The organism is Rhizobium sp. M1, from assembly GCF_002531805.1.
Classification (GTDB): domain Bacteria; phylum Pseudomonadota; class Alphaproteobacteria; order Rhizobiales; family Rhizobiaceae; genus Rhizobium; species Rhizobium etli_C.
Map to the genome: position 1 here is coordinate 88,817 of NZ_NWSW01000014.1, position 25,397 is coordinate 114,213.

Consider the following 25,397-nt stretch of genomic DNA (forward strand, 5'->3'; position numbering starts at 1 on the left):
AGCGGCGCGCAGGGCGGTTTCAAGTTGAGCCGGGGTCTCGCATCACGGGAGTAATGCGTATGAAGTCGCGAGAAAGTCTCGTTCGCCTGAAAGAGTTTCAGGTGAACGAAAAACGACGTCAATTGCAGCAATTGCAGATGATGATGTCCGAATTCGAACGGATGACGAAGGATCTGGAGAGCCAGATCGTCGTCGAGGAAAAGAAGTCCGGTATATCAGACCCGAATCACTTTGCTTATCCGACCTTCGCCAAGGCCGCGCGTCAGCGGGCGGACAACCTGCAGGTTTCGATCAAGGAACTGAAGATGCAGGAAGAGGCGCTGGAATTGGCGCTTGAGGAGATGCAGGCGGAATATGCAAGGGCGTCGGCGCTGGAAGAACGTGACAGCGGCGCCCGAGCACGGGCGTAAGTGAAAACGACGGGCGCCGGCTTCGGCGCCCCGGGGATCGCCACAGAGAAGCCATGTATGACGGGCGCGCTGGTCCGTCATACATGGCTTTTGGTGTTTGCCGTTTTCCATCTCCATGTCGCCCGCTTGGCGCATCGGCCCGAAAAATCGGAATCGCTTTTCGGAAACGCGATGCACGGAAGTGTTGCAGCATCCTCCGCGCGTCTGAAAAGACGCGCGGAACTTTAGAAATCGCAGCCGGGCGGCCAAGCCACGGGAATCAGTCCACGACGTCGTGCCATTCCGGGTGGCGCTGCGCCTGCGCCTTGAAAAAAGGGCAGAGCGGAATGATCTTCCAGCCGCCGGCGCGAGCGGCCTCCACCGCATGCAGCGCCAGTGCCTGGCCGACGCCCTTGCCGCGCAGGGCATCGGGAACGGCGGTGTGATCGATGATGACGAGTTTCGGTGAGGTGCGCGAATAGGTCATCTCCGCCTCGTGCCCTTCGACCGCGGCCGCATAACGGCCGCCGGAGGCGCCTTCCTCGTTTCGAATGTCCATGGTCTTTCCTCGCAGAGGGATGGGGATATTGTCGCCGGCGACGGTGACACGGCGCCGCGATCATGCCAAGCCGGCGAGGCAATTCCTCGAGGAGACGGAGTGTTCATGAAAAAGATCGGATCGGTGCAAGGTTCGCGAATGAGGGCGCTTTCGATGATCCGCCCGGTACTGCTCGTGGCGGCGCCGTTCCTTCTGGCGCTCGGCCTCATCTTGCCGCTGGTCCGTTTCGAGACTTTGTATTTCTTCGATCAGACCCCGTCGCTTGTCGAAATCGTCGCCTCGCTCTGGCAGGGTGGGGATGGGCTGCTGGCGGCGATCGTCGCGCTGGTGTCGATCGTGCTTCCGATTCTGAAGATGGTTGGGATCGCAGCGGAAGCGACAGGTGCCGGCGGCGGGGCCGGCAGTCTATTTTATCGTCGCGTCGTGCCGCATCTGTCCAAGTGGTCAATGATGGACGTGCTGCTGGTCGCGATCGTCATTGCGGCGGCGAAGACGACGGGGTTGGCGGATGCATTCACTCAGCCTGGCCTGTGGTGCTATGCGGCCTCGTCAATGATTTCGGGCCTTCTGCACTCCCTGACGGGAGATGCGTCCGGCCCGAAATAAATCGTCGTCGATGCTGGCGTGCGATCAGTGGCGATACTGCTGAATGCGCGTGGTGCGCAGGCCGGCGAGGCCATGGCTATTGATCGACGACTGCCAGGACAGGAACTCTTCGACCGTGAGCGTGTAACGCTCGCAGGCCTCTTCCAAGCTCAACAGGCCACCGCGAACAGCCGCGACAACCTCTGCCTTCCGGCGGATCACCCAGCGCCGCGTATTGGGCGGCGGAAGGTCCGCGATGGTCAGGGGGCTGCCATCGGGGCCGATGACATATTTTACTCGGGGACGTATCATTTCGGTCATTGGACTCTCTACACAACGCAAGACCACGAGCGCCACTCTAGCCTGCCACATTTAAAAATTGCCTAAGCCCAACGTAAGACTTTGATAACAAATTTAGACGCCCCGGAGTGGCCGATGAATGGGCGTCTGCTCGCAAGACTTCGTCGCCGATCTCCCCCGTATCGGCCCAATTCGTATGATTTGATGCCTCCTGTCCTTGCTTGCGCAGCCAAACGGTCTTCGTCGACACTCCGGTGTGAGCTTTTCGTCGCCGGTATCGAAAACCGTTGATCAGCAATCGGCAGCAAAGCCTCGTCAGCTTTTATCAGGCCGACGACCTCTTTTATTGCTGCAGACCGGTGACGGCGATGGCGCGGACGATCCTGACGATCTTCCGTGCGGAAGGGGCGTTTGCGAGGAGGGCCGCCAATCAGGAAATCGTCATCTGGACACGCTCTTCCAGGATGCGGCGAGAAATACCGTCGCCTTCGGATTGCATGGCGCTGACCTGAAACAATACATTTTCGCGATTGTTAGGCAGCGGCCCATGCCGACAGGGAAGCAGGCAATGGGATGCCTGAACTTATCCAAAGTGCTGCAGCGTCCTTTGCGCCTCAGAGAAGCGGCGCTGGGTCGGCTGACGGCAGGAGCAGGGACGAGAGGCGATTCTTCTCGATCTCTCGTCGTATATGATCGTGGGGGTATCTGAGGAGTGCGATGGCAAGCGCGATTCGCTCAACCGCATGCGGGCAGTCGCCCGAGCATTCCGGTACCGGCTGCTCCGAGCAGCCGGCCCGTTCTCAACAAAAAGCTTAGAAGCCTTTTCCGCCGGCCAGTTCCGATGCGACGGTTCCGACGATGATGCGCATATCCATCCAGATCGAGAAATTCCCGACGTAATAGAGATCGCTGGCGATGCGGGCGCGCGCCTTGGCCGGACGATCGGTCGGGCCGCGCAGGCCGCGCATCTGGGCGAGACCGGTCATGCCCGGACGCATTGCGTGGCGCTGGTGGTATTCCGGCACAAGCTCTTCGTAGAGCATGCCGCCGGCGCGCATGCCGATCGCGTGGCAGCGCGGACCGACAACCGACATGTCGCCCAACAGCACGTTCAACAGTTGCGGCAACTCGTCGATGTTCGTGCGGCGCAGGATGGCGCCGATGCGGGTGACGCGCGGGTCGTTCTTCACCGTCTGAGCAACGCCCGAGACATCGCAGAGATCGGTGCGCATGGAGCGGAACTTGTAGACTTTGATGGCCTTGCAGTTCCTACCCCAGCGGGTCTGCTTGAACAGCACCGGTCCGGGGCTGTCCAGCTTGATCAAAAGGGCGACGAGGAGAAGTAAGGGCGCGAGGACGAGGAGGGCGCTCAACGACGAAACAATGTCGAACGCCCGCTTCAGGACGAGATCCACCCACGGCGCCTGCGGCGCATCGCTGTGGATTACAGGGGTCTGGATCTTCAGGCTCGGCTGCTGGTGGCGGCTCGGCCGGAAGGACTCTGTCGAAATGGTGTTGTTTAGTTCCGTGATGCTCAAGGATCGTACTCTGTTGTCTTCGAGGGGCGCGGCGGCAATAGGCGATCAATGGTTTACCCTGTCACCAGGGCTGCACTCAGGTGTTGGTAACCCTACTAAAACGGAAAAATGCGACAATTGTGTAATGGTGTCCAGAGAAATATCGCATCGCAATAAATCTTTCGCACTTGCGTTAAGTTGAGGCAAACTCATGATATTTCGTTAAGAATTGGAATTTCGTCAAGGTTTTTAGGCCCTTGGCAGGGGCTTCCGGGGTGCCTCGGACGTGCCTTTTCGGCACGTACCGCATTGCCCACAAGCGCCATTTCTTAACAGAAACCGGGGCGAAATTTTTTCGCGAGAACGGTCGGCTTGTTATCTAACAGTGCCAAAATGTGACAAAACCAAGGCGGGATCGACGCGCTTTTGCAGGTAGAAGGTGTGGAGACACGGGGCTATCCCGCAGAATCACCTCTCTCGCCCGGCCATGCGAATCAGTCCATGACCGGCGGAGCTGAGATAATCGGCACGGAGGAGGGGCCTGACGGAAGGCGCGGAGCGGCGAAGAAGCACGCCCGCGGCCTTCAGCGATCCTTACGAGCGGTCAGGCGGGTTCGAGAACGCGTTTCCTGCCGCCCCAGGAAATGAAGTTCGGGTTGGCGAAATCGAAATCGGCCGCCGTTCCGGTCTTGCCGTAGGTCAGCGGCGCTCCGTCGAGCGTCACGGTCGAACCGCCGGCGGCGCGAAGCACTGCGTCGCCGGCCGCGGTGTCCCATTCCATCGTGCGGGTGAAACGGGGATAGACGTCGGCCTTGCCTTCGGCCAGCAGGCAGAATTTCAGCGACGAGCCGATGTTGGTGCACTTGGAAATCGCATGGTCGGCGAGGAAGGTTCCGGTCTCCGGGCTGTTGTGGCGAAGGCTCGCGAGCGCCAGCCTGTCGGCCGGCTGTTCGCGCACGGTGATTGCACTGCGTGCGCCGACAGTGAAATCCTCCGTAACCACGAGCCTTTCGGCATGGCCGCGTTCTCCCGAGAAGGCAAGCCCGAGCGCCGGCGCGTAGACGATCCCGGCCACCGGAGCGCCGTTCTCGATATAAGCGATGTTGACGGTAAATTCCTGCCGCCCGTCGACGAATTCACGCGTGCCGTCGAGAGGGTCGACCAGGAAGAAGCCTCGACCGCTGATGTCGGGCACCCTGCCGGCCGCGACCGACTCTTCAGCCACGACCGGTATTTCGGGATAGTCTCGGGCAAGATGCGCGAGGATGATCCGTTCGGCCTCCTCGTCGGCGACCGTGACCGGACTTGCGTCCGCCTTCATGGCGACGGGAAAGCCTTCGCGCAGGACCGTTATGATGGCCCTGCCGGCTTCGAGCGCCGCCTTTTCGAATGTCCTCAGCATTGTCCTTTGCCGTTCGCCGCGCGGCGAGCACCCCGTTGTCGCTCGTCCGCAAACCATCCCTGCCACCATAGTCAATCTTATATGGTGTTTCGCCCCGCGCTCCGCACCCCGATAACGCAGTCTGCGATGCTACCATAAGCTTTCGGTCTTGTCAGACGAAGATGGCAGTCATTCGCTGGAATGGGATTCGCCAAAGTGCTGCGCTGCGGGTCTGAATTTGCTCCATCTTCCAATTCTGTGGAATAGGTTACGCCGCAAGAGGTTCATGAAATTGAAGGCGAAATCGCCGGATGGTTAATTCGACGCCAGTTTTTGGCTAAAAACAGGACGTGCTTCGCTGATTTTCTGTGGATTTTGGTGCAAAATGCGCCATTTAGCCCTGTTCGAACAAGAATCTGCCGGAGTAAATCCTTTTTGTCTTCACATTTGCAACGAAACCGCTATGCATGCGGTCATGAGGTTGCCTGAAACGGGTGACCGAAGAACCAAAAAGAGATGCAGCATATTCGGCTCGCATCCAGGGGAAAACGACATATGGAGTATTTCGTCCAGCAGCTCTTCAACGGGCTGACGCTCGGATCCATCTATGGCCTTGTGGCTATCGGCTATACGATGGTTTATGGCATTATCGGCATGATCAACTTCGCCCATGGCGACATTTTCATGCTCGGTGGTTTCGCCGCTCTTATCGTCTTCCTCGTCCTCACATCCATCTTCGCAGGTCTCCCCGTGGCAATTCTGCTGCTGGCGATGCTTGTCGTCGCGATGCTGATGACGAGTTTGTGGAATTGGACGATCGAGCGCGTCGCATACCGTCCTTTGCGCGGTTCATTCCGCCTGGCGCCGTTGATCACCGCGATCGGCATGTCGATCGTGCTGTCCAACTTCATTCAGGTGACGCAGGGTCCGCGCAACAAGCCGATCCCGCCGATGGTGAGCTCGGTCTATCAGTTCGGCAATATCTCGGTGTCGCTGAAGCAGATCATCATCATCGTGATCACGGCGGTGCTGCTTGCGGCCTTCTGGTATATCGTCAATCGTACGGCGCTTGGCCGCGCCCAGCGCGCCACCGAGCAGGACCGCAAGATGGCGGCGCTGCTCGGCGTCAATGTCGACCAGACGATCTCGATCACCTTCGTCATGGGTGCGGCACTGGCTGCCGTCGCCGGCACGATGTATCTGATGTATTATGGCGTTGCCTCGTTCGCCGACGGCTTTACGCCGGGTGTGAAGGCATTCACCGCAGCCGTTCTCGGCGGCATCGGCTCATTGCCGGGCGCCGTTCTCGGCGGGCTGATGATCGGTCTGATCGAATCGCTGTGGTCGGCCTATTTCACCATCGCGTACAAGGATGTGGCGACCTTCGCCATCCTCGCTTTCGTGCTGATCTTCAAGCCGACGGGTATCCTCGGGCGGCCGGAAGTCGAGAAGGTATAACGTCATGGCAAACATCGAGAATTCTGCAGGCAAGCCCGATGCCGGACTTGTCCGCAAAGGCCTTACCGAAGCCCTTTTCGCCGCCGTCCTGTCACTCGGCATGTTCGTTCTCTATGTTGGTCTGAAGACCGACCAGAACATCAACAACGAGCTGATCATCGTCCAGCGCTGGGGATTGCTTGCGATCTTCGTCGCTGTCGCCGCGATCGGCCGTTTCCTCATGGTCGTTTTCATCAAGCCGAACATCGACCGCCGCAAGCTCAGAAAGGCACGGCAAGGCGATCTCGACATTTCGACCGAGAAGAACTTCTTCCATCGGCATTTCCTGAAGATCGCGCTGCTCGCGCTCGTGCTCTATCCTGTCGTGATCGTGGCGCTCGTCGGTGCCCAGGGTTCGCTGAAATGGGTCGACAATTTCGGCATCCAGATCCTGATCTACGTGATGCTCGCCTGGGGACTGAACATCGTCGTCGGACTCGCCGGCCTGCTCGATCTCGGCTACGTCGCCTTCTACGCGGTCGGCGCCTATTCCTACGCGCTGCTGTCGAGCTATTTCGGCCTGTCCTTCTGGGTGCTGCTGCCGCTTTCCGGCATCCTGGCCGCACTCTGGGGCGTTATCCTCGGCTTCCCGGTGCTGCGCCTGCGCGGTGACTATCTTGCCATCGTCACGCTTGCCTTCGGGGAAATCATCCGTCTTGTCCTCATCAACTGGACCGAGGTGACCAAGGGGACGTTCGGTATCTCGAGCATTCCGAAGGCGACGCTGTTCGGCATCCCCTTCGATGCGACGGCCGGCGGCTTTGCCAAGCTCTTCCAGCTGCCGATGTCTTCCGCCTACTACAAGATCTTCCTCTTCTATCTCATCCTGATGCTCTGCATGCTGACGGCCTACGTCACCATCCGGCTGCGCCGCATGCCGATCGGGCGTGCCTGGGAAGCGCTGCGCGAAGACGAGATCGCCTGCCGTTCGCTCGGTATCAACACGGTGACGACCAAGCTCACGGCCTTCGCGACGGGTGCAATGTTCGGCGGCTTCGCCGGTTCGTTCTTCGCAGCGCGGCAGGGCTTCGTCTCGCCGGAATCCTTCATCTTCCTGGAATCGGCGGTCGTTCTTGCCATCGTCGTTCTCGGTGGCATGGGCTCGCTGACCGGCATCGCGATCGCTGCGATCGTCATGGTCGGCGGCACCGAGGCGCTGCGCGAAATGGACTTCCTGAAAGCGGTCTTCGGGCCGGACTTCACGCCGGAACTCTACCGCATGCTGCTCTTCGGCCTTGCCATGGTCGTCGTCATGCTGTTCAAGCCGCGCGGTTTCGTCGGCTCACGTGAACCGACCGCCTTCCTCAAGGAGCGCAAGGCAATATCCGGAAGCTTTACCAAGGAGGGCCATGGTTGATGAGCCCCGTGACCAACACGATGTCGAGCGATACGCTGCTCAAGGTCGAGCACCTGTCGATGAAGTTCGGCGGCCTGATGGCCATCAACGACTTCTCCTTCGAAGCCAAGCGCGGTGACATTACCGCGCTGATCGGCCCGAACGGCGCCGGCAAGACCACTGTCTTCAACTGCATCACCGGCTTCTATAAGCCGACGATGGGGATGATCACGCTTAACCAGAGGAACGGCAAACAGTACCTGCTGGAGCGTCTGCCGGACTTTCGCATCACCAAAGAAGCGAAGGTGGCGCGCACCTTCCAGAACATCCGGCTGTTCTCCGGCCTGACCGTTCTCGAAAATCTGCTGGTTGCCCAGCACAACAAGCTGATGCAGGCATCAGGTTATACGATCCTCGGCCTCATCGGCATCGGTCCCTATCGGCGGGAGGCGACGGCTGCGGTCGAGCTTGCACGGCACTGGCTTGAGAAGGCCGATCTGATCGACCGCGCCGACGATCCTGCCGGCGATCTGCCCTATGGCGCCCAACGGCGTCTCGAGATTGCGCGCGCTATGTGCACCGGCCCGGAGCTGCTTTGCCTGGACGAGCCGGCGGCCGGTCTCAACCCGCGGGAATCGGCAACGCTGAATGCGCTGTTGCAGAACATCCGCGCCGAAACCGGAACCTCCATTCTGCTCATCGAGCACGACATGTCGGTTGTCATGGAAATCTCCGACCACGTCGTCGTCCTCGAATACGGCCAGAAGATTTCCGATGGCACGCCGGATCACGTGAAGCACGATCCGAAGGTCATCGCGGCCTATCTCGGCGTCGAGGATGAGGAAGTGGAAGAGGTGATCGCAACCGTCGAGCAGCTCGAAGGAGGCGCAAACTGATGGGCGATGAAGTAATGACCGGTCAACCGCTTCTTCAGGTGCATGGCGTCGAAACCTATTACGGCAATATCCGGGCGCTGGCCGGCGTCGATGTTCAGGTCAACAAGGGCGAGATCGTCAGTCTGATCGGCGCCAACGGCGCCGGCAAATCGACGCTAATGATGACGATCTGCGGCAGCCCGCAGGCACGCACCGGCTCGGTCGTCTTCGAGGGGCGCGAGATTACCCGCATGCCGACCCATGAAATCGCCCGGCTGCGGATCGCGCAATCGCCTGAGGGACGCCGCATCTTTCCGCGCATGACGGTTCTGGAAAATCTCCAGATGGGCGCTGGCCTCGACAATCTCAAATACTTCGCCGAAGACGTCGAGAAGATCTTCACGCTCTTCCCGCGTCTCAAGGAACGCCACGCCCAGCGCGGCGGCACGCTTTCGGGCGGCGAGCAGCAGATGCTGTCGATCGGCCGCGCCCTGATGGCGCGTCCGAAGCTGCTGCTGCTCGACGAACCCTCGCTCGGCCTTGCGCCGCTGATCGTCAAGGGCATCTTCGAGGCGATCCGCAAGCTCAACGAACAGGAAGGGCTGACCGTGTTCCTGGTCGAGCAGAACGCATTCGCGGCGCTGAGGCTTTCGCACCGCGCATACGTGATGGTGAACGGCAAGGTGACGATGAGCGGCTCCGGCAAGGAACTGCTCGCCAATCCCGAGGTTCGCGCCGCCTATCTCGAAGGCGGAAGACACTAGTCGAAGGGAGAGTTTGATATGCAGGGTCTTTTCTTCGAAAGCGATATCGGTGTTCGGATTGTCATCCGTACGCTCGTCGTGCTGATCGGCTTCTGGACGGCCTGGCGGGCCGGCAAGGCGGTTGCGGACGGCTGGAACAACTATCCGCTGGCGGTCGTCTATACCTTTCTGCTTGCCTGGGCGATGCAGTTTCTCCACCACGCCCTGTTCAATGGGCCGATGCTCAGCGCCCTCTATTATGGCCTCGACTTCGTGACGTTGCTGGTCTTCTCGACCGCCGGCTTCCGGTTTCGCCGCACCAACCAGATGGTCAACAACTATTACTGGCTGTACGAAAAAACTTCCGCGTTTTCGTGGAAGGACAAACATTGACAGTCCGTTGAAACTAGGCATGAATTGCCTTCAGAGTGGAACAGCTTTCCTGGCGCAGTCAATGGTGGGTAATGCGCCGGGCCTTGGACCGGAACCCGCCCAAAAATTGGGAGTAACAATATGAAGAAGTCTCTTCTGTCGGCAGTGGCTCTGACGGCGATGGTCGCCTTCAGCGGCAACGCCTGGGCCGACGTCCTCATCGCTGTCGCTGGTCCGCTGACCGGCCCGAACGCCGCTTTCGGCGCGCAGCTTCAGAAGGGCGCCGAGCAGGCGGCCGCCGACATCAACGCTGCTGGCGGCATCAACGGCGAGCAGATCAAGATCGAGCTTGGCGACGACGTCTCCGATCCGAAGCAGGGCATTTCGGTCGCCAACAAATTCGTTGCTGACGGCGTCAAGTTCGTCATCGGCCACTTCAACTCGGGCGTTTCGATCCCGGCTTCGGAAGTTTATGCCGAAAACGGCATTCTCGAAATCACCCCGGCCGCTACGAACCCGAAGTTCACCGAGCGCGGTCTCTGGAACACGTTCCGCACCTGCGGCCGTGACGACCAGCAGGGCGCCATCGCCGGCAAGTATCTTGCCGACCACTTCAAGGACGCCAAGATCGCCGTCGTTCACGACAAGACCCCCTACGGTCAGGGCCTTGCAGACGAAACCAAGAAGGCGATGAATGCCGCCGGCGTGACCGAAGCCATGTACGAAGGCATCAACGTCGGCGACAAGGACTTTTCGGCCCTCATCGCCAAGATGAAGGAAGCCGGCGTCTCGATCATCTATTGGGGCGGCCTGCACACCGAAGCCGGTCTGATCATCCGTCAGGCTGCCGACCAGGGCCTGAAGGCAACGCTGGTTTCGGGCGATGGTATCGTTTCGAACGAACTGGCCTCGATCGCCGGTGACGCCGTTGCCGGTACGCTCAACACCTTCGGTCCTGATCCGACGCTGAACCCGGCCAACAAGGAACTCGTCGAAAAGTTCAAGGCTGCCGGTTTCAACCCTGAAGCCTATACGCTCTATTCCTACGCTGCGATGCAGGCGATCGCCGGTGCGGCCAAGGCTGCCGGTTCGGTGGATCCTGAAGCCGTCGCCACGGCCATGAAGGAAAAGGGTCCGTTCCCGACGGTTCTCGGCGACATTTCGTTCGACGAAAAGGGCGACCCGAAGATTCCGGGTTACATCATGTACGAATGGAAGAAGGGCGCGGACGGCAAGTACACCTACGTCCCGCAGGGCATGTAAGCATAACTTCCCTTTTTGGGATGTGAGATTGAAGCCCGGTTCCGACCGGGCTTCTTTGTTTGACGGAGGCTTCAATTTCCGTCCGCTGCAAACGGTCCCGCCGATTCCGGCCGGCGCGAAGATCCTCGGCAGTTTCGGCGGCGGCAGCGGCGATGCCGTGCCGCCCGACATCTCTCACATCTCGTGCAGCACATGGGTCGCCTTCACGGCGGCCGATGCGCGGTTTTCGACGCCGAGCTTCACGTAGATCTGTTCGAGATGCTTGTTCACCGTGCGCGCCGACAATCCCAATATTTCACCGATGTCGCGGTTGGCCTTGCCCTTGGCGATCCAGAGCAGCACTTCGGACTCGCGCTGGGTGAGCGAGAAGCGCTGGCGCAGCGCCTCGTCGTCGCTGCGCCGATTGGCAGCGGTGAGGCGAAAGAGATATTCGTCGGGGCCGATCGCGCCGAGGAAGGCGAGCTGCAGCGCCGCCTGGCCGGCATGGGCGATCGAGATGATGCCGTCGCGCGCAGCACTTGCGCGGTCGCGCATCCAGCCGGCGATATGGCGGACGACGATTTCCATGCCGTTGTCGCTGCCAATGGCGGCATCGACAAGACGCGTTGCCTGCGGCGTCGACCAATGGATCGCGCCGTCGCCTTTGACTGCCAGCAGATGGCGCCCGGCGGCGTCGAGGGCGACGCGGGCGCTCTGGGTCGAGCGGGCATTTCTGAGATGGACGCGAATGCGGGCGCGCAGCTCGTCGATATTGATCGGTTTGCTGAGGTAATCGACACCGCCGGATTCCAGCGCATGCACGACATGTTCGGTCTCGGTCAGACCGGTCATGAAGATAACGGGCACCTGCGCCACAGCTGCATTCGCCTTCAGCCTGCGGCAGGTCTCGAAGCCATCCATGGCGGGCATGACGGCGTCGAGCAGGATGAGATCGGGCGTGATGCGCTCGACGATGCCAAGGGCTGCCGTGCCGGAGGTGGCGATCAGCACGGAGAAGCCGGATTGTTCGAGCGCATCGGTCAGGAAGCCGAGCGCTTCGGGCGAGTCATCGACAAGCAGAACGATGTCGCGGGGGAGGGCCGGCTCAGCCAATGGATTCCACCTTTTCGTCGAAGTCGTGCAGGAAGGTCATGAAGCCGGCCATATCGAAGGCGGCGACATAGGCGCGAAGCTCCTCCGTGAATGGCCGATTTGCCTCCAGCTTGGCAAGGTCCGAAAGCTTGGCTTCGATGCCCCTGATATAGCCGATCTCCCCGAGCCGCAGCAATTCCTGCACATGGGCCGGGCCCGGACTGAGCATCGGCGCTTCGGTCTTTTCCACAATGGCGTGGGCGTCGTCGGCATAGATCCATTTCAGGCCGAGATGCAAAGCGAGTTTGTCGCGCAGCTGGCGGATATCGACCGGCTTGCCGATCGCATCATTGTGGCTGTCGTCGCTGTCGCTCAGAACGGCGGCATCGCCGATATTGGCCGACAGCATTACCATCGGCGCCGTCTGGCCGGCCTCGCGCAGGCGCGAGACGAGCTGCCAGCCGTTCATGCCGGGCATCAGGATATCGACGAGGAAGAGATCCGGCATGATGCCGTCGATCAGCGTCAGGCATTCGGTGCCGCCTGCCGCGGTCAGGACGATGAAATCGAGAGGCGCCAGGATTTCGCGCATCATCTCGCGGTGATCCTCATTGTCGTCGACGACAACCACGGTGCGGCGCGAACCGTCATAACCGATGATGCGCTTTTCCTGCGGTGGGGCGGCCGCGCGCATGACGGCCGACAGCATCAGCCGCACGCGAAAGGTCGAACCCTCGTCCCTCACGCTCGAGACCGAAATCTCGCCGCCGAGCGTGTTGGTCAGAAGCCGGGTGATGGTGAGACCGAGCCCGAGACCCGGCATCGGCCGCACGCTTTCGGCCTCGCCGCGCTGGAAGGGTTCGTAGATGCGAGGCAGGTCTTTCTCGGTGATGCCGCGGCCGGTATCGGCAACGGTGAAGGTCGCCACCTGGCTGCGATAGCCGACATCGAAGGTGACGCTGCCTTCGTCGGTGAACTTGATGGCATTGGAGAGAAGGTTGACGAGGATCTGGCGCAGCCGTTTTTCGTCGGTGCGGACGAATTGCGGCAGGGCCGGCGAGCGATCGTGAGCGAAGGCAAGCCCCTTTGCCTGCGCCTGCGGCCGGAACATCTCGACGATCTGGTCGAGGAAATCCTGGATGTTGATCTCGTTCGAGTAGACCTGCAGGCGGCCGGCCTCGATCTTGGAGATATCGAGCAGGCCGTCGATCAACCCGGAAAGATGTTCGGCGCTGCGACGGATGACCTTGATCGAGGATTGGCGCGGCGCAGGAATGGTTTCGTCGCGCTCGAGGATCTGGGCATAGCCGAGCACGGCATTCAGCGGCGTGCGAAGCTCATGGCTGAGGCCGACGACATAGCGGCTCTTGGCGCGGTTGGCGGCCTCGGCCATCTCCTTGGCGTTCTGCAAGGCGGCGTCGGTTTTCTTGTGGGCGGCGATTTCCTTGAGCAGCAGGGTGTTCTGGCGCGAGGATTCCTCCTCGGCGACGACGCGGCTGTCATGGGCGAGCACGTAGAACCAGCAGACGACGCCCGATATCACCGAAAAGACGAAGAAGACGACCAGGATGGTGCGGTTGACCACCTCGGCCGTCTCGGGGGAGGCGGCGGCGACCTGATGGGCGATCATCGCCAGGATCGCACCGATGGCGGCCAGGGCCAGAACAACGGCGATGCCGTAGCGGCCGAGGCGCGTCGTCAGTTTGCCCAGAACGGTTTCCGGCAGCAGGACCTTGGCGACGGTGCCGACCTGCGCATTGAAACGGGCGGCCGGCTTGCACATGTCGTGACAGCGGCTGTCGAGCGAACAGCAGAGCGAACAGATCGGCGCGGCATAGGCCGGGCACCATGCCATATCCTCCGGCTCGAAAGGGTGCTCGCAGACGGAGCAGGTGATGTTCGTCAGGTTCTTCCAGCTCTGGCGCGGCTTGCGGGCGAGATAGAACTTGCCTTTCGTCAGAAAGGCGAGTGCCGGCGAGGCGATGAGCGCGACAACGAGGCTGATATAGGGAGCAAGCGAGGCGGCGAGCGGGCCGAAGGCGCCGAAATGAGCGATCAGCGACACCGTTGCCGACAGTGCCATGGCGCCGAGGCCGACCGGATTGATGTCGTAGAGGTGAGCACGCTTGAATTCGATACCGGGGGGAGCGAGCCCCAGCGGCTTGTTGACGAAGAGATCGGCGAAGATCGTGCAGAGCCAGGCCATGGCGACGATCGAGAAGATGCCGAGCGTCTCCTCCAGCAGCCGGTAGATGCCGAGTTCCATCAGCAAAAGGGCGATTGCGACGTTGAAGACCAGCCAGATGACGCGGCCGGGATGGCTGTGGGTGAGCCGCGAGAAGAAGTTCGACCAGGCGAGCGAGCCGGCATAGGCGTTCATCACGTTGATCTTCAGCTGCGAGACGACGACGAAGGCCGCCATCAGCAACAGCGCGGCATTATGCCAGGGGATCATATAGCCGAAGGCGGTCAGATACATCTGCGCCGGGTCGGCGGCGCGATCGACCGGCACGCCCGAGGCCAACGTCAGCACGACCAGGAAGGAACCGGCAAGCAGCTTCGGCGCGCCAATGACAACCCAGCCGGGTCCGGCAAGGAAGACGGCGAGGCGATGGCGCCACTTGCGCCGCGGCTCCGGCGGCAGGAAGCGCAGGAAGTCGGCCTGTTCGCCGATCTGCGACATCAGGGCGAGGATGACGGCGGAAGCGGCGCCGAACTCCACCAGATCGAAATCGGCGACGGTGCCGGGCGGGCCTGAGACATGGCGGATGCCGGCAAAGGCGCGCCAGAGATCGAATTTCTCCCAGTCCATGAAGGCGATGAAGAGGAAGGGCAGGATATTCAGCACGATCCAGAAGGGCTGGGTCATCAGCTGGAACTTGCTGATCAGCCGCACGCCGTGCGTCACCAGCGGGATCACCATGACGGCGCTGACGATATAGCCGATCCAGAGGGGAATGCCGAGCGCCAGTTCCAACGCGCCGGACATGATCGAGGCCTCGATCGCAAACAGCATGAAGGTGAAGCTCGCATAGATCAACGAGGTGATGGTCGAGCCGATGTAGCCGAAACCGGCGCCGCGCGTCAGCAGATCGATATCGACGCCGTGGCGGACGGCGTATCGGCTGATCGGCAGACCGATCGCCAGCATGGCGAGCGAGGCGACGATGATGGCGTAGAAGGCGTTGGTGGTGCCATAGGAGAGGGTGATGGCGCCGCCGATCGCCTCGAGCGCCAGGAAGGAGATCGCGCCGATCGCCGTCTGGGCGATGCGCTGGGAGGAGAAATGGCGGGCGCTCTTTGCGGTAAAGCGCAGCGCGTAATCTTCCAGCGTCTGGTTGGCGACCCAGCGATTATACTCGCGTCTTACCGGAATGATGCGTTGGCGCGCTGCCATGTCTTCCTTTCGGCATTCCGGTTGGCCTATCGTCTCGAAACAGTTTTGGCGGGATGGGTGAGAAAGGCAAGGGCGGAGCACTGGCAGATTCACTGAACTGCCATATTTTTGAAGCCGCTCTGTCACACTAGCCCTCTAACTCTCCCGCCGTTCCTTCAACCATTTCAGGTATCACCCATGACTGTTTCAAGCCTTTTCCGCCTGAGCACCGCTCTCGTCTGCCTCGTTTCGATCGTGCCCTCGCTTGCCGGCGCCGAGCAGGCAACGGCGGCGAAATCGCCTTATGTCGAGGCCGGAAACACCAACAAGCGCGGTGATGCCTGCTTCTCGACGGTGGACACCAATGCCGCCGTTCACCTTCTCTCCGGCTTCCTGGAAGTCTGGACCCCGCGCACACCTTTTGTCGACGCGGGCGTCGAAGCGCCGGCCAAGGACAATTGCCCGGCGGTCGCCAAGACGGATTGGGACGGCATTCCCCTCAGCAAAACCGATGGCCAGATCGTCAACAAGCTCGTCCATGACGCCAACATCGCCTATGCCGTCAAGGTGACCAAGGCGCGGACGGCCGAGCAGGCGGTTGCCGCCTATCTCGACGACCGGCGCGGCAAGAATGCCAGCATCGTCGACGGCCTCGGCCCTCTGACGGATGCCTGGAAGGCCGGCTCCAAGCAGACCACCACAATCACCGAGGTGGCGGCCGATGCGACGACGGTCAAATATGACGACAAGGGCAACAACCGCGGCGCCGGCAGCAAGCCGGACACCGAAAACAAGACCGACGCCAACCCGGACATGGGGCTTGCGATCGACTTCATCAACGCCGCAAGCGCTGACGGCTCGACGGAACCCGCCAAGCGCTATTTCAAATATGGCCGCCCCTACCGCTGGAGCCAGGACGTGTCGGTTGTCCCGACCCTGGTGCCCGCCAAGAGCGGCAAGCCGGTCGAGGATGGCGGTTTCCCGAGCGGGCATACGGCGGAAGCCTGGCGCGATGCGCTCGCCATGGCCTATCTCGTACCGCAGCGCTTTCAGGAAATGATCACGCGCGCCAGCGAACTGGGCGAGGATCGCATCCTTTCCGGCATGCATTCTCCGCTCGACGTGATGGGTGGCCGCATGCTCGGCACCGCGACAGTCGTCTACAATCTGAACAAGGCCGATAATGCTGCGCTGAAGAGCGATGCTTACGCCCAGGCGCAGTCCTGGCTCATCGGCAAATCAGGCGTTGCCGATGCGGGTGCGCTCGAAGTCGCTGCCCATGCCGCACCGCTCGCCGCGGACCGTTTCGCCGATCACGACGCCAATCGCGCTTACGTGCTGCAGCGCCTGAGCTACGGCCTGCCGACCATCCATGCGACCGATCAGCCGGCACGCGTGCCGCAGGGCGCCGAAGCGCTGCTCGAAACGCGTCTGCCTTATCTTAACGGCGAACAGCGCCGCGAGGTTCTGAAGACGACGGAAATCGCTTCCGGCTATCCGCTCCTCGACGACGCGGAAGGTTACGGCCGCCTCAACCTGTTTGCTGCCGCCGACGGTTATGGTGCATTCGACCAGGACGTGACCGTGACGATGGATGCGGCCAAGGGCGGCTTCAGTGCAATCGACACCTGGCGCAACGACATCGGCGGCAAGGGCAGGCTGGTGAAGAGCGGCAGCGGCATCCTCGGTCTGTCAGGCGCCAACAGCTATGCGGGCGGCACCGTTCTGGATGAAGGCGTTCTGGTCGCCGGCTCGTCTTCGGCTTTCGGCACCGGCGGGCTGACGGTGAACGGCGGTTCGCTGGTGGTGGCGGCCGACAAGCCGCTGACCGTGGGCGGTGATTATCAGCAGACCTCCAATGCTGTCGCGAAGCTTGCACTCGGCGCGGACGGCGCCGGCACCCTTGTTGTCAACGGCAAGGCACAGCTCGCCGGCAATCTCGACGTGACGCTTGCCGACGGCTTCACCCCGACGCCCGGAACGAAAATCGAGATCCTGAAGGCGGGCAGCGTCACTGGCACCTTCGGCAAGTTCACCATCTCCGGCCATAAGGCGAGCCTCTCCTATGGTCCGACATCAGTCACCCTGACGATCGGCGGCTGATTTCCGTCTTACAGATTGAGAGCATCCCCGGCTGCGGGGATGCCCTTTGCTTCCGACTTGCCCGTTTACCCCCTGCGCCTACGTCATTTTGCGTATGTGTTTTCGCACGGCGGCACCCGATAGTCCCCTCGGCAACAGCTGATTTCCGTTTCCGGCCTGTTGCGGAACAAAAGAGGGGAGTTCAATCAGATGAATCTCAGAACCACTATTACAGGCGCCGCGCTCGGCGCCGTCATGGCGGCCTCGGCCGCCTTCAGCGGCGCGGTTGCCGCCGACGATACGATCAAGGTCGGCGTATTGCATTCGCTCTCCGGCACGATGGCGATTTCCGAAACCACGCTGAAAGACGCCATGCTGATGCTCATCGACGAGCAGAACAAGAAGGGCGGTCTTCTCGGCAAGAAACTCGAGGCCGTCGTCGTCGACCCGGCCTCCGACTGGCCGCTGTTTGCCGAAAAGGCGCGCGAGCTGATCGAAAAGGACAAGGTCGCCGCCGTCTTCGGCTGCTGGACCTCGTCCTCGCGCAAGTCCGTCCTGCCGGTTTTCGAAGAGCTGAACTCGCTGCTCTTCTACCCCGTGCAGTATGAAGGCGAAGAATCCTCGCGCAACATCTTCTACACCGGTGCTGCGCCGAACCAGCAGGCGATCCCGGCCGTCGACTACCTGATGAACACCGAGGGCGTGAAGCGCTTCGTGCTCGAAGGCACCGACTACGTCTATCCCCGCACGACCAACAAGATCCTCGAGGCCTATCTCGAAGCCAAGGGCATTCCGAAGGAAGACATTCTCGTCAACTACACGCCGTTCGGCTTCTCCGACTGGCAGACGGAAGTCGCCAAGATCAAGGAATTCGGCTCGGCCGGCAAGAAGACCGCCGTCGTTTCCACCATCAACGGTGATGCCAACGTGCCGTTCTACAAGGAACTCGGCAACCAGGGCATCAAGGCAACCGATATCCCTGTTGTCGCTTTCTCGGTCGGCGAAGAAGAGCTTGCCGGTCTCGACACCAAGCCGCTCGTCGGCCATCTCGCCGCCTGGAACTACTTCGAGTCGGTCGAAAGCCCGGCCAACAAGAAGTTCATCAAGGAATGGCATGCGTTCACCAAGAACGACAAGCGCGTGACCAACGACCCGATGGAAGCTGCCTATATCGGCTTCAACGCCTGGGTGAAGGCCGTGCAGGCCGCCGGCACCACCAACACCGATGCCGTTCTCGACAACATCATCGGCGTCACCGTTCCGAACCTCTCCGGCGGTTATGCCACCGTCATGCCGAACCACCACATCACCAAGCCGGTGCTGATCGGTGAAATCCAGGCCGACGGCCAGTTCGAAATCGTCCAGCAGACGCCTGCCGTCGTCGGCGACGAATGGTCGGATTACCTGCCCGACTCCAAGGACCTGATCTCCGATTGGCGCAAGCCCCTCAACTGCGGCAACTTCAACGTCGCGACCGGCAAGTGCGGCGGCAAGGGCTCCTGAGGAAGACCCGATCCGTTGACAGCCTGAAGACTTCCGTCCGGAGCTGATCCGGGCGGAAGCTCCGTCCTTACCGCTGCGCCTCCAGGTCAGCGACAATCGAGGCGAGAGAGAAGATGTTTCGCGCCATCAAGATTTTTCTTCTGACATTGTGCCTGCTTTCGGGGCTGACGCTTCCGGTGACCGGCCTTCGCGCCCAGGACGATGTGCATGCGCTTGTCGATGCACTCGGCGTCGGCGGCTTTCCCGAGCGCGATGCGGCGATCCGGGCGCTCGTCGCTTCCGGGGATTCGCATGTCAGTCAGATCCTGCAGCGCTTGAGCGACGGCCAGCTCTACGTCAATCCGGAAGGCGGGCCCGTTCTCGTGCAGGGCGGCACGGAGGACGAGCCGACTTATTCCGATCCGATCACAGGCGAGGCGGCGGCCGATGTCGATCCCGACATGATGTCGAAGGTCAAGATCAACAATGCGCTGCGCACCACGATTACGACCATGATGAGCCAGCTGACTCTGCTGAGCCCGGATCGCTCCGCGCGGCTCGCAGCGGCCGAGGGTATGCTCAAGGACGCCGATCCCGCCAATCTCGATCTGCTGAATTCGGCCCTGTCTGCCGAAAAGGACGGTGAGATCAAAAACACGATGGAAGCGGCGCGCGCCGTGATGGTGCTGAAGAGCGACGCCGGCATCGAGCAGAAGAAGGCCGCGATCGATACGATCGCCGCCCGCGGCGGCCGGAATGCGCTGACGATCCTGTCGATGGCGATGGCGACCGCGCCCGACGATCTGAAGCCGGCAATCCAGGCCGAGATCGACTCGATCAAGCGCGATCTGGCGCTTTGGGATGTCGTCCAGAACGTCTGGTACGGCCTGTCGCTCGGCTCGGTGCTGCTGCTTGCTGCGATCGGCCTTGCCATCACCTTCGGCGTCATGGGCGTCATCAACATGGCGCATGGCGAAATGGTGATGATCGGCGCCTATACGACCTATGTCGTGCAGGAAACGATTGCCTCTGCCTTTCCTTCGCTTGCCGATTATTCGCTGGCCTTCGCAGTACCGGCCGCCTTCCTCTTCACCGGCCTCGTCGGCTTGGTGATTGAACGGTCGGTGATCCGCTATCTCTACGGCCGGCCGCTGGAGACGCTGCTTGCCACCTGGGGCGTTTCGCTGATCCTGCAGCAGGCAATCCGCAGCTATTTCGGCCCGACCAACCGCGAGGTTCGCAATCCGAGCTGGATGTCCGGCGCTTTCGACTTCGGCGGGCTCGTCATCACCTGGAACCGGCTCTGGATCATCGTCTTCTCGATGATGGTGTTCCTGACATTGCTGATGCTGCTCAAGCGTTCGGCCTTTGGTCTGCAGATGCGGGCCGTCACGCAGAACCGGCGCATGGCTTCTTCGATGGGAATCCGCACCGGCTGGGTCGACGCCTTCACCTTCGCGCTCGGCTCGGGCATTGCCGGCATGGCGGGCGTGGCGCTCTCGCAGATCGACAACGTCTCGCCGAACCTCGGCCAGAACTACATCATCGACAGCTTCATGGTCGTCGTCTTCGGCGGCGTCGGCAATCTCTGGGGCACCCTGGTCGGCGCCTTGTCGCTCGGCGTCGTCAACAAGTTCCTCGAGCCCTTCGCCGGCGCCGTGCTCGGTAAGATCCTGGTGCTCGTCCTCATTATTCTCTTCATCCAGAAGCGTCCGCGCGGACTCTTCGCACTCAAAGGAAGGGCGGTGGAAGCATGATAACGGCCTTCCTTCTCCGGTCTCTCGATCGCAGGATCTCTGTCGCCGTCGCGCTGTTGCTGGCGGTCGCCATTCTGGTGCCGGTCTTGAACCTTGCGACCGGCCCGACCCATCCGCTGCACATTCCGACCTATATCATGGCGCTGTTCGGCAAATATCTGACCTATGCGCTGCTGGCGCTGGCGCTTGATCTCGTCTGGGGTTTCTGCGGCATCCTCTCGCTCGGCCACGGCGCTTTCTTCGCGCTTGGCGGTTACGCGATGGGCATGTACCTGATGCGCCAGATCGGCTCGCGCGGCGTCTATGGCGATCCTGTTCTGCCCGACTTCATGGTGTTCCTCAACTGGAAGGAGCTGCCCTGGTTCTGGTACGGTTTCGACCAGTTCTGGTTCGCGGCGCTGATGGTGCTCGCCGTGCCGGGACTGCTCGCCTTCGTCTTCGGCTGGTTCGCCTTCCGCTCGCGCGTCAACGGCGTTTACCTCTCGATCATCACCCAGGCGATGACCTATGCGCTGCTGCTTGCCTTCTTCCGCAACGACATGGGGTTCGGCGGCAATAACGGCATGACCGACTTCAAGGATATCCTCGGCTTCAACATCCAGGCGGACGGGACGCGCGCCAGCCTCTTTGCCGCGACCGCGATTTTCCTGGCGCTGTCGCTGACGATCGCCTCGGCAATCGTGCGCTCGAAGTTCGGCAAGGTGCTGGTCGGCGTGCGCGATGCGGAAAGCCGCACGCGCTTCCTCGGCTACAGGGTCGAGCATTTCAAGCTCTTCACCTTCGTCGTCTCGGCGATGATGGCGGGCATAGCCGGCGCGCTCTACGTGCCGCAGGTCGGCATCATCAATCCCGGCGAATTCGCGCCGGCCAATTCCATCGAAGTCGTCATCTGGACGGCTGTCGGCGGGCGGGGGACGCTGATCGGGCCGATCATCGGCGCGATCCTGGTCAATGGCGGCAAGACGATCTTCACCGGCCTCTTTCCGGAGTTCTGGCTGTTTGCGCTCGGCGGTCTTTTCGTCGCCGTCACGCTGTTCCTGCCAAGGGGCGTCGTCGGCACGGTCTCGCATTATTTCGCCAAGCGGAAAGTCGTCAACAAGCCTGTGCCGCCGGCTGCGCCGCCTGCGGCGCGGGAAGACGGCATCGAGCCGAAAATCCAGGCAGCGGAGTGAAGGTCATGATCCCCGACGTCAAACCCACCAGCGTGCTTTATCTCAGCGGCGTCTCCGTTTCCTTCGACGGCTTCAAGGCGCTGAATTCGCTGTCGATCGTCATCGAACCGGGCGAACTCCGCGCCATCATCGGCCCGAACGGCGCCGGCAAGACGACGATGATGGACATCATCACCGGCAAGACCCGGCCCGACGAGGGTGAGGTTTTCTTCAACGGCACCATCGACCTCACCAAGAAGGACGAAGCCGATATCGCCCAGCTTGGCATCGGCCGCAAATTCCAGAAGCCGACGGTCTTCGAAAGCCATACGGTCTGGGACAATCTCGAACTGGCGCTGAACCGCCGCCGCTCGGTGTTCTCGACGCTGTTCTATCGGCTTTCGGGGGAGGATAAGGCACGCATCGAGGAGATCCTCGAAACGGTGCGGCTGGCGCACCGGCGCGACGAACTGGCCGCCAACCTCTCGCACGGGCAGAAGCAGTGGCTGGAGATCGGCATGCTGCTTGCGCAGGAGCCGAAGCTGCTGCTCGTCGACGAGCCGGTGGCCGGCATGACCGATGCGGAGACGGCGGAGACGGCGATCCTGCTCAAGGATATTGCCAGGACCCGCTCGGTCGTCGTCGTCGAACACGATATGGGCTTCATCCGCGACCTCGGCGTCAAGGTGACCTGCCTTGCAGAAGGCTCGGTGTTGGCGGAAGGCTCGATCGACTTCGTCAGCGCCGATCCGAAGGTGATCGAGAACTATCTGGGGCGGTGATGAATGCAACTTAAAGGCTTGAACCCGACAAAAGAAAACGCTCTAAAACGGGCGGGTTTTATCGTGGGGTTTCATCATGGCTTTTCTCGGTATTCTGGTCGCGGCGATCAGCGGCGCGGTCATCTGGTATTGGCGTTTTAAAATGGTGCGTGAGGCAGGAAACGAGATCATCGATTCCGTCGAGCGCATGCGGGGTGCCTATAAGCGCGGAAAGCTTCGCAAGCAGGCGGAGGCAGCGCCGCTGGCCTCGATCGCCGATCCGGCGATTGCGGCAGTGGCCTTCTTCTTCTGCCTTGGCAACGAGAAGCCGATGTATCTCGACGCGGCGAAGGATGTCGTCCGCAACCGCATGAAGGGCATCATCCGGCCGGGCGATATGGAAGAGGTGCTGGTTTTCGGCGAGTGGGCGTCCAAGAACGTGACCAGCCCCGAAGATCCGATTCGCCGCTTCCGGGATCTCTGGCTAAAGGCGCTCGACATGCAGGAGCGTCAGCAGCTGATCGGCATTGCCGAGGACGTGGCCGCAGTTGGTGGCGAGAGAACGAAAGAACAGGAGTACGCTTTGCAGATGCTGAGGCGTACGCTGATGAACTGATGGGGAACGGGTGAACGGATGCTGACAGTCGAAAACGCAAATCTGCATTATGGCGCGGCGCAGGCGCTGCGCGGCATCTCCATCAGAGCGGAGATGGGCAAGATTACCTGCGTGCTGGGACGCAACGGCGTCGGCAAGAGTTCGCTCCTGCGCGCGGTGACCGGCCAGCATCCGCTGTCGGCCGGCACCGTTACCTTCAACGATACCAGGCTGAACGGCCTGCCGCCCTTTGCCCGCGCCAAGCAGGGCATCGGCTATGTGCCGCAGGGGCGGGAGATTTTCCCGCTGCTGACGGTCAAGGAAAATCTCGAAACCGGCTTTGCTCCGCTCGGCCGCCGCGACCGCAACATCCCCGACGATATCTTCAGCCTCTTCCCGGTGCTGAAGTCGATGCTGTCGCGTCGCGGCGGCGATCTTTCCGGAGGGCAGCAGCAGCAGCTGGCGATCGGCCGCGCCATGGTGACGCGGCCGAGGATCCTCGTGCTCGACGAGCCGACCGAGGGCATTCAGCCGTCGATCATCAAGGATATCGGCCGGGCGATCCGTTACCTGCGCGATTCCACCGGCATGGCGATCCTGCTCGTCGAACAATATCTCGATTTCTGCCGGGAGCTTGCCGACTACGTCTACATCATGGATCGCGGCGAGATCGTGCATGAAGGACTTGCCGAGACGCTGGATACGCCGGAGGCTCGCCGTCATCTGACCGTTTGACCGGCAGATGCCGTATTTTGCAGCAGCGGGCACGACGCTTCGAGACCTTCGCCCGCCGCCAAAAGGTCTGTTCGGGACGGCATGGGAATTGCTTTGCATCCGCCACCCGCGCGATCGAATGAACCGGTAGCGCGACCGAAAGGGACGTTATGATGATTGCGGCGGCAGGCACGAGACCGCAAAGAGCGGAGGGGCGCGGACATCTGGCGGCAAAGCTGCTCGGCGACCGCACGCGTCTCCGCGAACTCTATCAGGAGGGCGCGGCGAAAATCCGCCTGCCGGATACGTTCGATGCCTCGATGGAAGCCGTCATCATCAACACCGCCGGCGGGCTGACCGGCGGCGACCGGATGGACTGGAGCGTCGTTGCCGGCGCCGGCACGAAGATCGACGTCACCACCCAGGCCTGCGAAAAGATCTACAAGGCATCGGCCGGCGTCGCAGAGGTGGTGACCCGTATCGAGGTGGGGGCGGGGGCGCGCGTCGACTGGCTGCCGCAGGAAACGATCCTTTTCGACCGGGCAGCACTCTTCCGCCGGCTCGATGTGAATCTCGACGAGAGCGCCGAATTCCTGGCCGTCGAAGCGGTGCTGCTCGGCCGCAAGGCGATGGGCGAGACGGTGGACACGGGTCTCTTTCGCGACCGCTGGCGCATCCGCCGCGCGGGCCGGCTGATCCATGCCGAGGAGCTCAGGCTTTCCGAAGGTGTTGCGGCGCTGGCGGCGCGCCAGGCGGTGCTCGGCGGGCAGGTTGCCTTTGCGACGCTGCTTTATGCCGGGCCGCTGGCCGAGGCCTATCTCGGCAGGGTCCGTCCGCTCGTCGAGGGAATGATGGGCGGTGCAAGCGCCTGGAGCGACAAGCTGGTCGTTCGCCTTGCGGCGGCCGACGGCTTCACGCTGAGAAAAATCCTGATCCCTGTCATTTCCGTCTTGCGCAACGGTGCGCCTGTGCCGAAAGTCTGGAATCTCTAAAGCTAAGCATCAAGCAGATGGGCAAGCAATGAACCTCACTCCGAGAGAAAAAGACAAGCTGCTGATTTCAATGGCGGCGATGGTGGCGCGGCGGCGGCTCGAGCGCGGCGTCAAGCTGAACTATCCCGAGGCAATCGCGCTGATCAGCGACTTCGTCGTCGAGGGCGCCCGCGATGGCCGTCCGGTCGCCGAGCTGATGGAAGCCGGCGCCCATGTGATCGGCCGCGACCAGGTGATGGAGGGCATTGCCGAGATGATCCATGACGTGCAGGTGGAGGCGACGTTCCCCGATGGCACCAAGCTCGTCACCGTCCACGAACCGATCCGGTGAGGAAGTAGAATGCTGGAGCTCAGACCCAATTGCGAGTGCTGCGACAAGGATTTGCCGCCGGAGAGCGCCGAGGCGCGGATCTGCACCTATGAATGCACCTTCTGCGCCGATTGCGCAGACGATGTGCTGAAGGGTGCCTGCCCGAATTGCGGCGGCAATCTCGTTGCGAGGCCCATCCGGCCGGCGGCCATGCTCGCCAAACATCCGGCATCGACGAAACGCGTGCTGAAGGCCGAGGGCTGCGCGCCCAGGGCAGCTTGAGGGGAGC

The 25,397-nt window shown here is 61.6% G+C and carries 23 protein-coding genes and 1 pseudogene; 18 read left to right on the forward strand and 6 right to left on the reverse strand.

Annotated features, from left to right (window positions below; genetic code table 11):
- The first annotated feature begins 59 nt into the window (after positions 1 to 59).
- Positions 60 to 410, forward strand: coding sequence for a hypothetical protein (locus tag CO655_RS15215; RefSeq protein WP_009991379.1), 351 nt, complete (start codon positions 60 to 62; stop codon positions 408 to 410).
- 259 nt (positions 411 to 669) lie between these two features.
- Here the strand turns inward: CO655_RS15215 and CO655_RS15225 are convergent, their stop codons facing one another.
- Positions 670 to 948, reverse strand: coding sequence for a GNAT family N-acetyltransferase (locus CO655_RS15225; RefSeq protein ID WP_010031140.1), 279 nt, complete (start codon positions 946 to 948; stop codon positions 670 to 672).
- Between the two features lie 138 nt (positions 949 to 1,086).
- Between CO655_RS15225 and CO655_RS15230 the strand changes: the two genes are divergently transcribed.
- Positions 1,087 to 1,554 carry a paraquat-inducible protein A gene (locus tag CO655_RS15230; RefSeq protein WP_038690878.1) on the forward strand — a complete coding sequence of 156 codons (468 nt, stop codon included), beginning with the start codon at positions 1,087 to 1,089 and terminating at the stop codon, positions 1,552 to 1,554.
- A 24-nt stretch (positions 1,555 to 1,578) separates the two neighbouring features.
- Here CO655_RS15230 and CO655_RS15235 read toward each other — a convergent pair whose 3' ends face one another.
- The 3 genes from CO655_RS15235 to cysQ form a co-directional block, all read right to left on the reverse strand.
- Positions 1,579 to 1,854, reverse strand: coding sequence for a DUF1153 domain-containing protein (locus CO655_RS15235; protein ID WP_007533628.1), 276 nt, complete (start codon positions 1,852 to 1,854; stop codon positions 1,579 to 1,581).
- A 791-nt stretch (positions 1,855 to 2,645) separates the two neighbouring features.
- Positions 2,646 to 3,371 carry a sugar transferase gene (locus tag CO655_RS15245; protein ID WP_097604169.1) on the reverse strand — a complete coding sequence of 242 codons (726 nt, stop codon included), beginning with the start codon at positions 3,369 to 3,371 and terminating at the stop codon, positions 2,646 to 2,648.
- Positions 3,372 to 3,954: 583 nt separating this feature from the next.
- Complete coding sequence (cysQ, locus tag CO655_RS15250) at positions 3,955 to 4,752, reverse strand: 3'(2'),5'-bisphosphate nucleotidase CysQ (RefSeq protein WP_097604170.1); 798 nt, start codon at positions 4,750 to 4,752, stop codon at positions 3,955 to 3,957.
- 534 nt (positions 4,753 to 5,286) lie between these two features.
- On the opposite strand from cysQ, the gene CO655_RS15260 reads away from it, so the two are divergent.
- The 6 genes from CO655_RS15260 (at position 5,287) to CO655_RS15285 (ending at position 10,817) form a co-directional block, all read left to right on the forward strand.
- Positions 5,287 to 6,189 (forward strand): branched-chain amino acid ABC transporter permease, encoded by a 903-nt coding sequence (locus tag CO655_RS15260; protein ID WP_010051810.1) that lies wholly within the window; start codon positions 5,287 to 5,289, stop codon positions 6,187 to 6,189.
- Positions 6,190 to 6,193: 4 nt separating this feature from the next.
- Positions 6,194 to 7,585, forward strand: a complete 1,392-nt coding sequence (gene livM / locus CO655_RS15265; RefSeq protein WP_097581978.1) for a high-affinity branched-chain amino acid ABC transporter permease LivM — start codon at positions 6,194 to 6,196, stop codon at positions 7,583 to 7,585.
- A complete protein-coding gene (locus CO655_RS15270; RefSeq protein WP_010031239.1) occupies positions 7,585 to 8,460 on the forward strand; it encodes an ABC transporter ATP-binding protein in 876 nt (291 codons plus the stop codon). Before livM ends, CO655_RS15270 begins: the two co-directional genes overlap by 1 nt.
- The gene (locus CO655_RS15275) at positions 8,460 to 9,203 is read left to right on the forward strand and encodes an ABC transporter ATP-binding protein (protein WP_010031240.1); all 744 of its coding nucleotides are present in this window, start codon (positions 8,460 to 8,462) and stop codon (positions 9,201 to 9,203) included. The genes CO655_RS15270 and CO655_RS15275 overlap by 1 nt, the downstream gene beginning before the upstream one ends.
- An 18-nt stretch (positions 9,204 to 9,221) precedes the next feature.
- The gene (locus tag CO655_RS15280) at positions 9,222 to 9,575 is read left to right on the forward strand and encodes a DUF6867 family protein (protein ID WP_010031241.1); all 354 of its coding nucleotides are present in this window, start codon (positions 9,222 to 9,224) and stop codon (positions 9,573 to 9,575) included.
- Between the two features lie 120 nt (positions 9,576 to 9,695).
- On the forward strand, positions 9,696 to 10,817 hold the full coding sequence (locus CO655_RS15285; protein ID WP_097581972.1) for a branched-chain amino acid ABC transporter substrate-binding protein: 1,122 nt from the start codon (positions 9,696 to 9,698) through the stop codon (positions 10,815 to 10,817).
- Positions 10,818 to 10,991: 174 nt separating this feature from the next.
- Here the strand turns inward: CO655_RS15285 and CO655_RS15290 are convergent, their stop codons facing one another.
- Both CO655_RS15290 and CO655_RS15295 read right to left on the reverse strand, forming a co-directional pair.
- The gene (locus CO655_RS15290) at positions 10,992 to 11,909 is read right to left on the reverse strand and encodes a response regulator transcription factor (RefSeq protein ID WP_010031318.1); all 918 of its coding nucleotides are present in this window, start codon (positions 11,907 to 11,909) and stop codon (positions 10,992 to 10,994) included.
- Positions 11,902 to 15,285, reverse strand: a complete 3,384-nt coding sequence (locus CO655_RS15295; RefSeq protein ID WP_097604171.1) for an ATP-binding protein — start codon at positions 15,283 to 15,285, stop codon at positions 11,902 to 11,904. Before CO655_RS15295 ends, CO655_RS15290 begins: the two co-directional genes overlap by 8 nt.
- 177 nt (positions 15,286 to 15,462) lie before the next feature.
- On the opposite strand from CO655_RS15295, the gene CO655_RS15300 reads away from it, so the two are divergent.
- The 10 genes and pseudogenes from CO655_RS15300 to CO655_RS15345 all read left to right on the forward strand — a co-directional run bounded on the left by CO655_RS15300 (position 15,463) and on the right by CO655_RS15345 (position 25,390).
- Positions 15,463 to 17,367 carry a phosphatase PAP2 family protein gene (locus CO655_RS15300; RefSeq protein ID WP_097604172.1) on the forward strand — a complete coding sequence of 635 codons (1,905 nt, stop codon included), beginning with the start codon at positions 15,463 to 15,465 and terminating at the stop codon, positions 17,365 to 17,367.
- A gap of 189 nt (positions 17,368 to 17,556) precedes the next feature.
- Entirely contained in the window at positions 17,557 to 18,849 is a 1,293-nt protein-coding gene (gene urtA / locus CO655_RS15305; protein WP_097604173.1) for an urea ABC transporter substrate-binding protein, read from the forward strand.
- 113 nt (positions 18,850 to 18,962) lie between these two features.
- A complete protein-coding gene (gene urtB, locus CO655_RS15310) occupies positions 18,963 to 20,585 on the forward strand; it encodes an urea ABC transporter permease subunit UrtB (RefSeq protein WP_097665338.1) in 1,623 nt (540 codons plus the stop codon).
- Positions 20,582 to 21,646, forward strand: a pseudogene (urtC, locus tag CO655_RS15315) (urea ABC transporter permease subunit UrtC); the annotation flags it as partial. The gene urtB and the pseudogene urtC, both read left to right, overlap by 4 nt.
- Before the next feature lie 116 nt (positions 21,647 to 21,762).
- Positions 21,763 to 22,518 (forward strand): urea ABC transporter ATP-binding protein UrtD, encoded by a 756-nt coding sequence (gene urtD, locus CO655_RS15320; protein ID WP_097605046.1) that lies wholly within the window; start codon positions 21,763 to 21,765, stop codon positions 22,516 to 22,518.
- 76 nt (positions 22,519 to 22,594) lie between these two features.
- Positions 22,595 to 23,113, forward strand: a complete 519-nt coding sequence (locus CO655_RS15325; protein ID WP_097604176.1) for a hypothetical protein — start codon at positions 22,595 to 22,597, stop codon at positions 23,111 to 23,113.
- 18 nt (positions 23,114 to 23,131) lie between these two features.
- Positions 23,132 to 23,827 carry an urea ABC transporter ATP-binding subunit UrtE gene (gene urtE / locus CO655_RS15330; protein ID WP_064841423.1) on the forward strand — a complete coding sequence of 232 codons (696 nt, stop codon included), beginning with the start codon at positions 23,132 to 23,134 and terminating at the stop codon, positions 23,825 to 23,827.
- A gap of 149 nt (positions 23,828 to 23,976) precedes the next feature.
- Positions 23,977 to 24,798 carry an urease accessory protein UreD gene (locus CO655_RS15335; protein WP_097604177.1) on the forward strand — a complete coding sequence of 274 codons (822 nt, stop codon included), beginning with the start codon at positions 23,977 to 23,979 and terminating at the stop codon, positions 24,796 to 24,798.
- A 28-nt stretch (positions 24,799 to 24,826) separates the two neighbouring features.
- Entirely contained in the window at positions 24,827 to 25,129 is a 303-nt protein-coding gene (locus CO655_RS15340) for an urease subunit gamma (protein ID WP_003561955.1), read from the forward strand.
- 9 nt (positions 25,130 to 25,138) lie between these two features.
- Positions 25,139 to 25,390, forward strand: a complete 252-nt coding sequence (locus CO655_RS15345) for a DUF1272 domain-containing protein (protein ID WP_010027472.1) — start codon at positions 25,139 to 25,141, stop codon at positions 25,388 to 25,390.
- The last annotated feature ends 7 nt before the right edge of the window (positions 25,391 to 25,397 follow it).

Coding starts and splice junctions, on each gene's coding strand:
- CO655_RS15270 (WP_010031239.1), top strand. CDS start 7,585: ATGAGCCCCGTGACCAACACGATGTCGAGCGATACGCTGCTCAAGGTC.
- CO655_RS15325 (WP_097604176.1), top strand. CDS start 22,595: ATGGCTTTTCTCGGTATTCTGGTCGCGGCGATCAGCGGCGCGGTCATC.
- CO655_RS15335 (WP_097604177.1), top strand. CDS start 23,977: ATGATGATTGCGGCGGCAGGCACGAGACCGCAAAGAGCGGAGGGGCGC.
- CO655_RS15230 (WP_038690878.1), top strand. CDS start 1,087: ATGAGGGCGCTTTCGATGATCCGCCCGGTACTGCTCGTGGCGGCGCCG.
- CO655_RS15215 (WP_009991379.1), top strand. CDS start 60: ATGAAGTCGCGAGAAAGTCTCGTTCGCCTGAAAGAGTTTCAGGTGAAC.
- CO655_RS15260 (WP_010051810.1), top strand. CDS start 5,287: ATGGAGTATTTCGTCCAGCAGCTCTTCAACGGGCTGACGCTCGGATCC.
- CO655_RS15340 (WP_003561955.1), top strand. CDS start 24,827: ATGAACCTCACTCCGAGAGAAAAAGACAAGCTGCTGATTTCAATGGCG.
- livM (WP_097581978.1), top strand. CDS start 6,194: ATGGCAAACATCGAGAATTCTGCAGGCAAGCCCGATGCCGGACTTGTC.
- CO655_RS15225 (WP_010031140.1), bottom strand. CDS start 948: ATGGACATTCGAAACGAGGAAGGCGCCTCCGGCGGCCGTTATGCGGCC.
- CO655_RS15345 (WP_010027472.1), top strand. CDS start 25,139: ATGCTGGAGCTCAGACCCAATTGCGAGTGCTGCGACAAGGATTTGCCG.
- urtA (WP_097604173.1), top strand. CDS start 17,557: ATGAATCTCAGAACCACTATTACAGGCGCCGCGCTCGGCGCCGTCATG.
- CO655_RS15275 (WP_010031240.1), top strand. CDS start 8,460: ATGGGCGATGAAGTAATGACCGGTCAACCGCTTCTTCAGGTGCATGGC.
- CO655_RS15280 (WP_010031241.1), top strand. CDS start 9,222: ATGCAGGGTCTTTTCTTCGAAAGCGATATCGGTGTTCGGATTGTCATC.
- CO655_RS15295 (WP_097604171.1), bottom strand. CDS start 15,285: ATGGCAGCGCGCCAACGCATCATTCCGGTAAGACGCGAGTATAATCGC.
- CO655_RS15300 (WP_097604172.1), top strand. CDS start 15,463: ATGACTGTTTCAAGCCTTTTCCGCCTGAGCACCGCTCTCGTCTGCCTC.
- urtD (WP_097605046.1), top strand. CDS start 21,763: ATGATCCCCGACGTCAAACCCACCAGCGTGCTTTATCTCAGCGGCGTC.
- CO655_RS15235 (WP_007533628.1), bottom strand. CDS start 1,854: ATGACCGAAATGATACGTCCCCGAGTAAAATATGTCATCGGCCCCGAT.
- urtE (WP_064841423.1), top strand. CDS start 23,132: ATGCTGACAGTCGAAAACGCAAATCTGCATTATGGCGCGGCGCAGGCG.
- CO655_RS15285 (WP_097581972.1), top strand. CDS start 9,696: ATGAAGAAGTCTCTTCTGTCGGCAGTGGCTCTGACGGCGATGGTCGCC.
- urtB (WP_097665338.1), top strand. CDS start 18,963: ATGTTTCGCGCCATCAAGATTTTTCTTCTGACATTGTGCCTGCTTTCG.
- cysQ (WP_097604170.1), bottom strand. CDS start 4,752: ATGCTGAGGACATTCGAAAAGGCGGCGCTCGAAGCCGGCAGGGCCATC.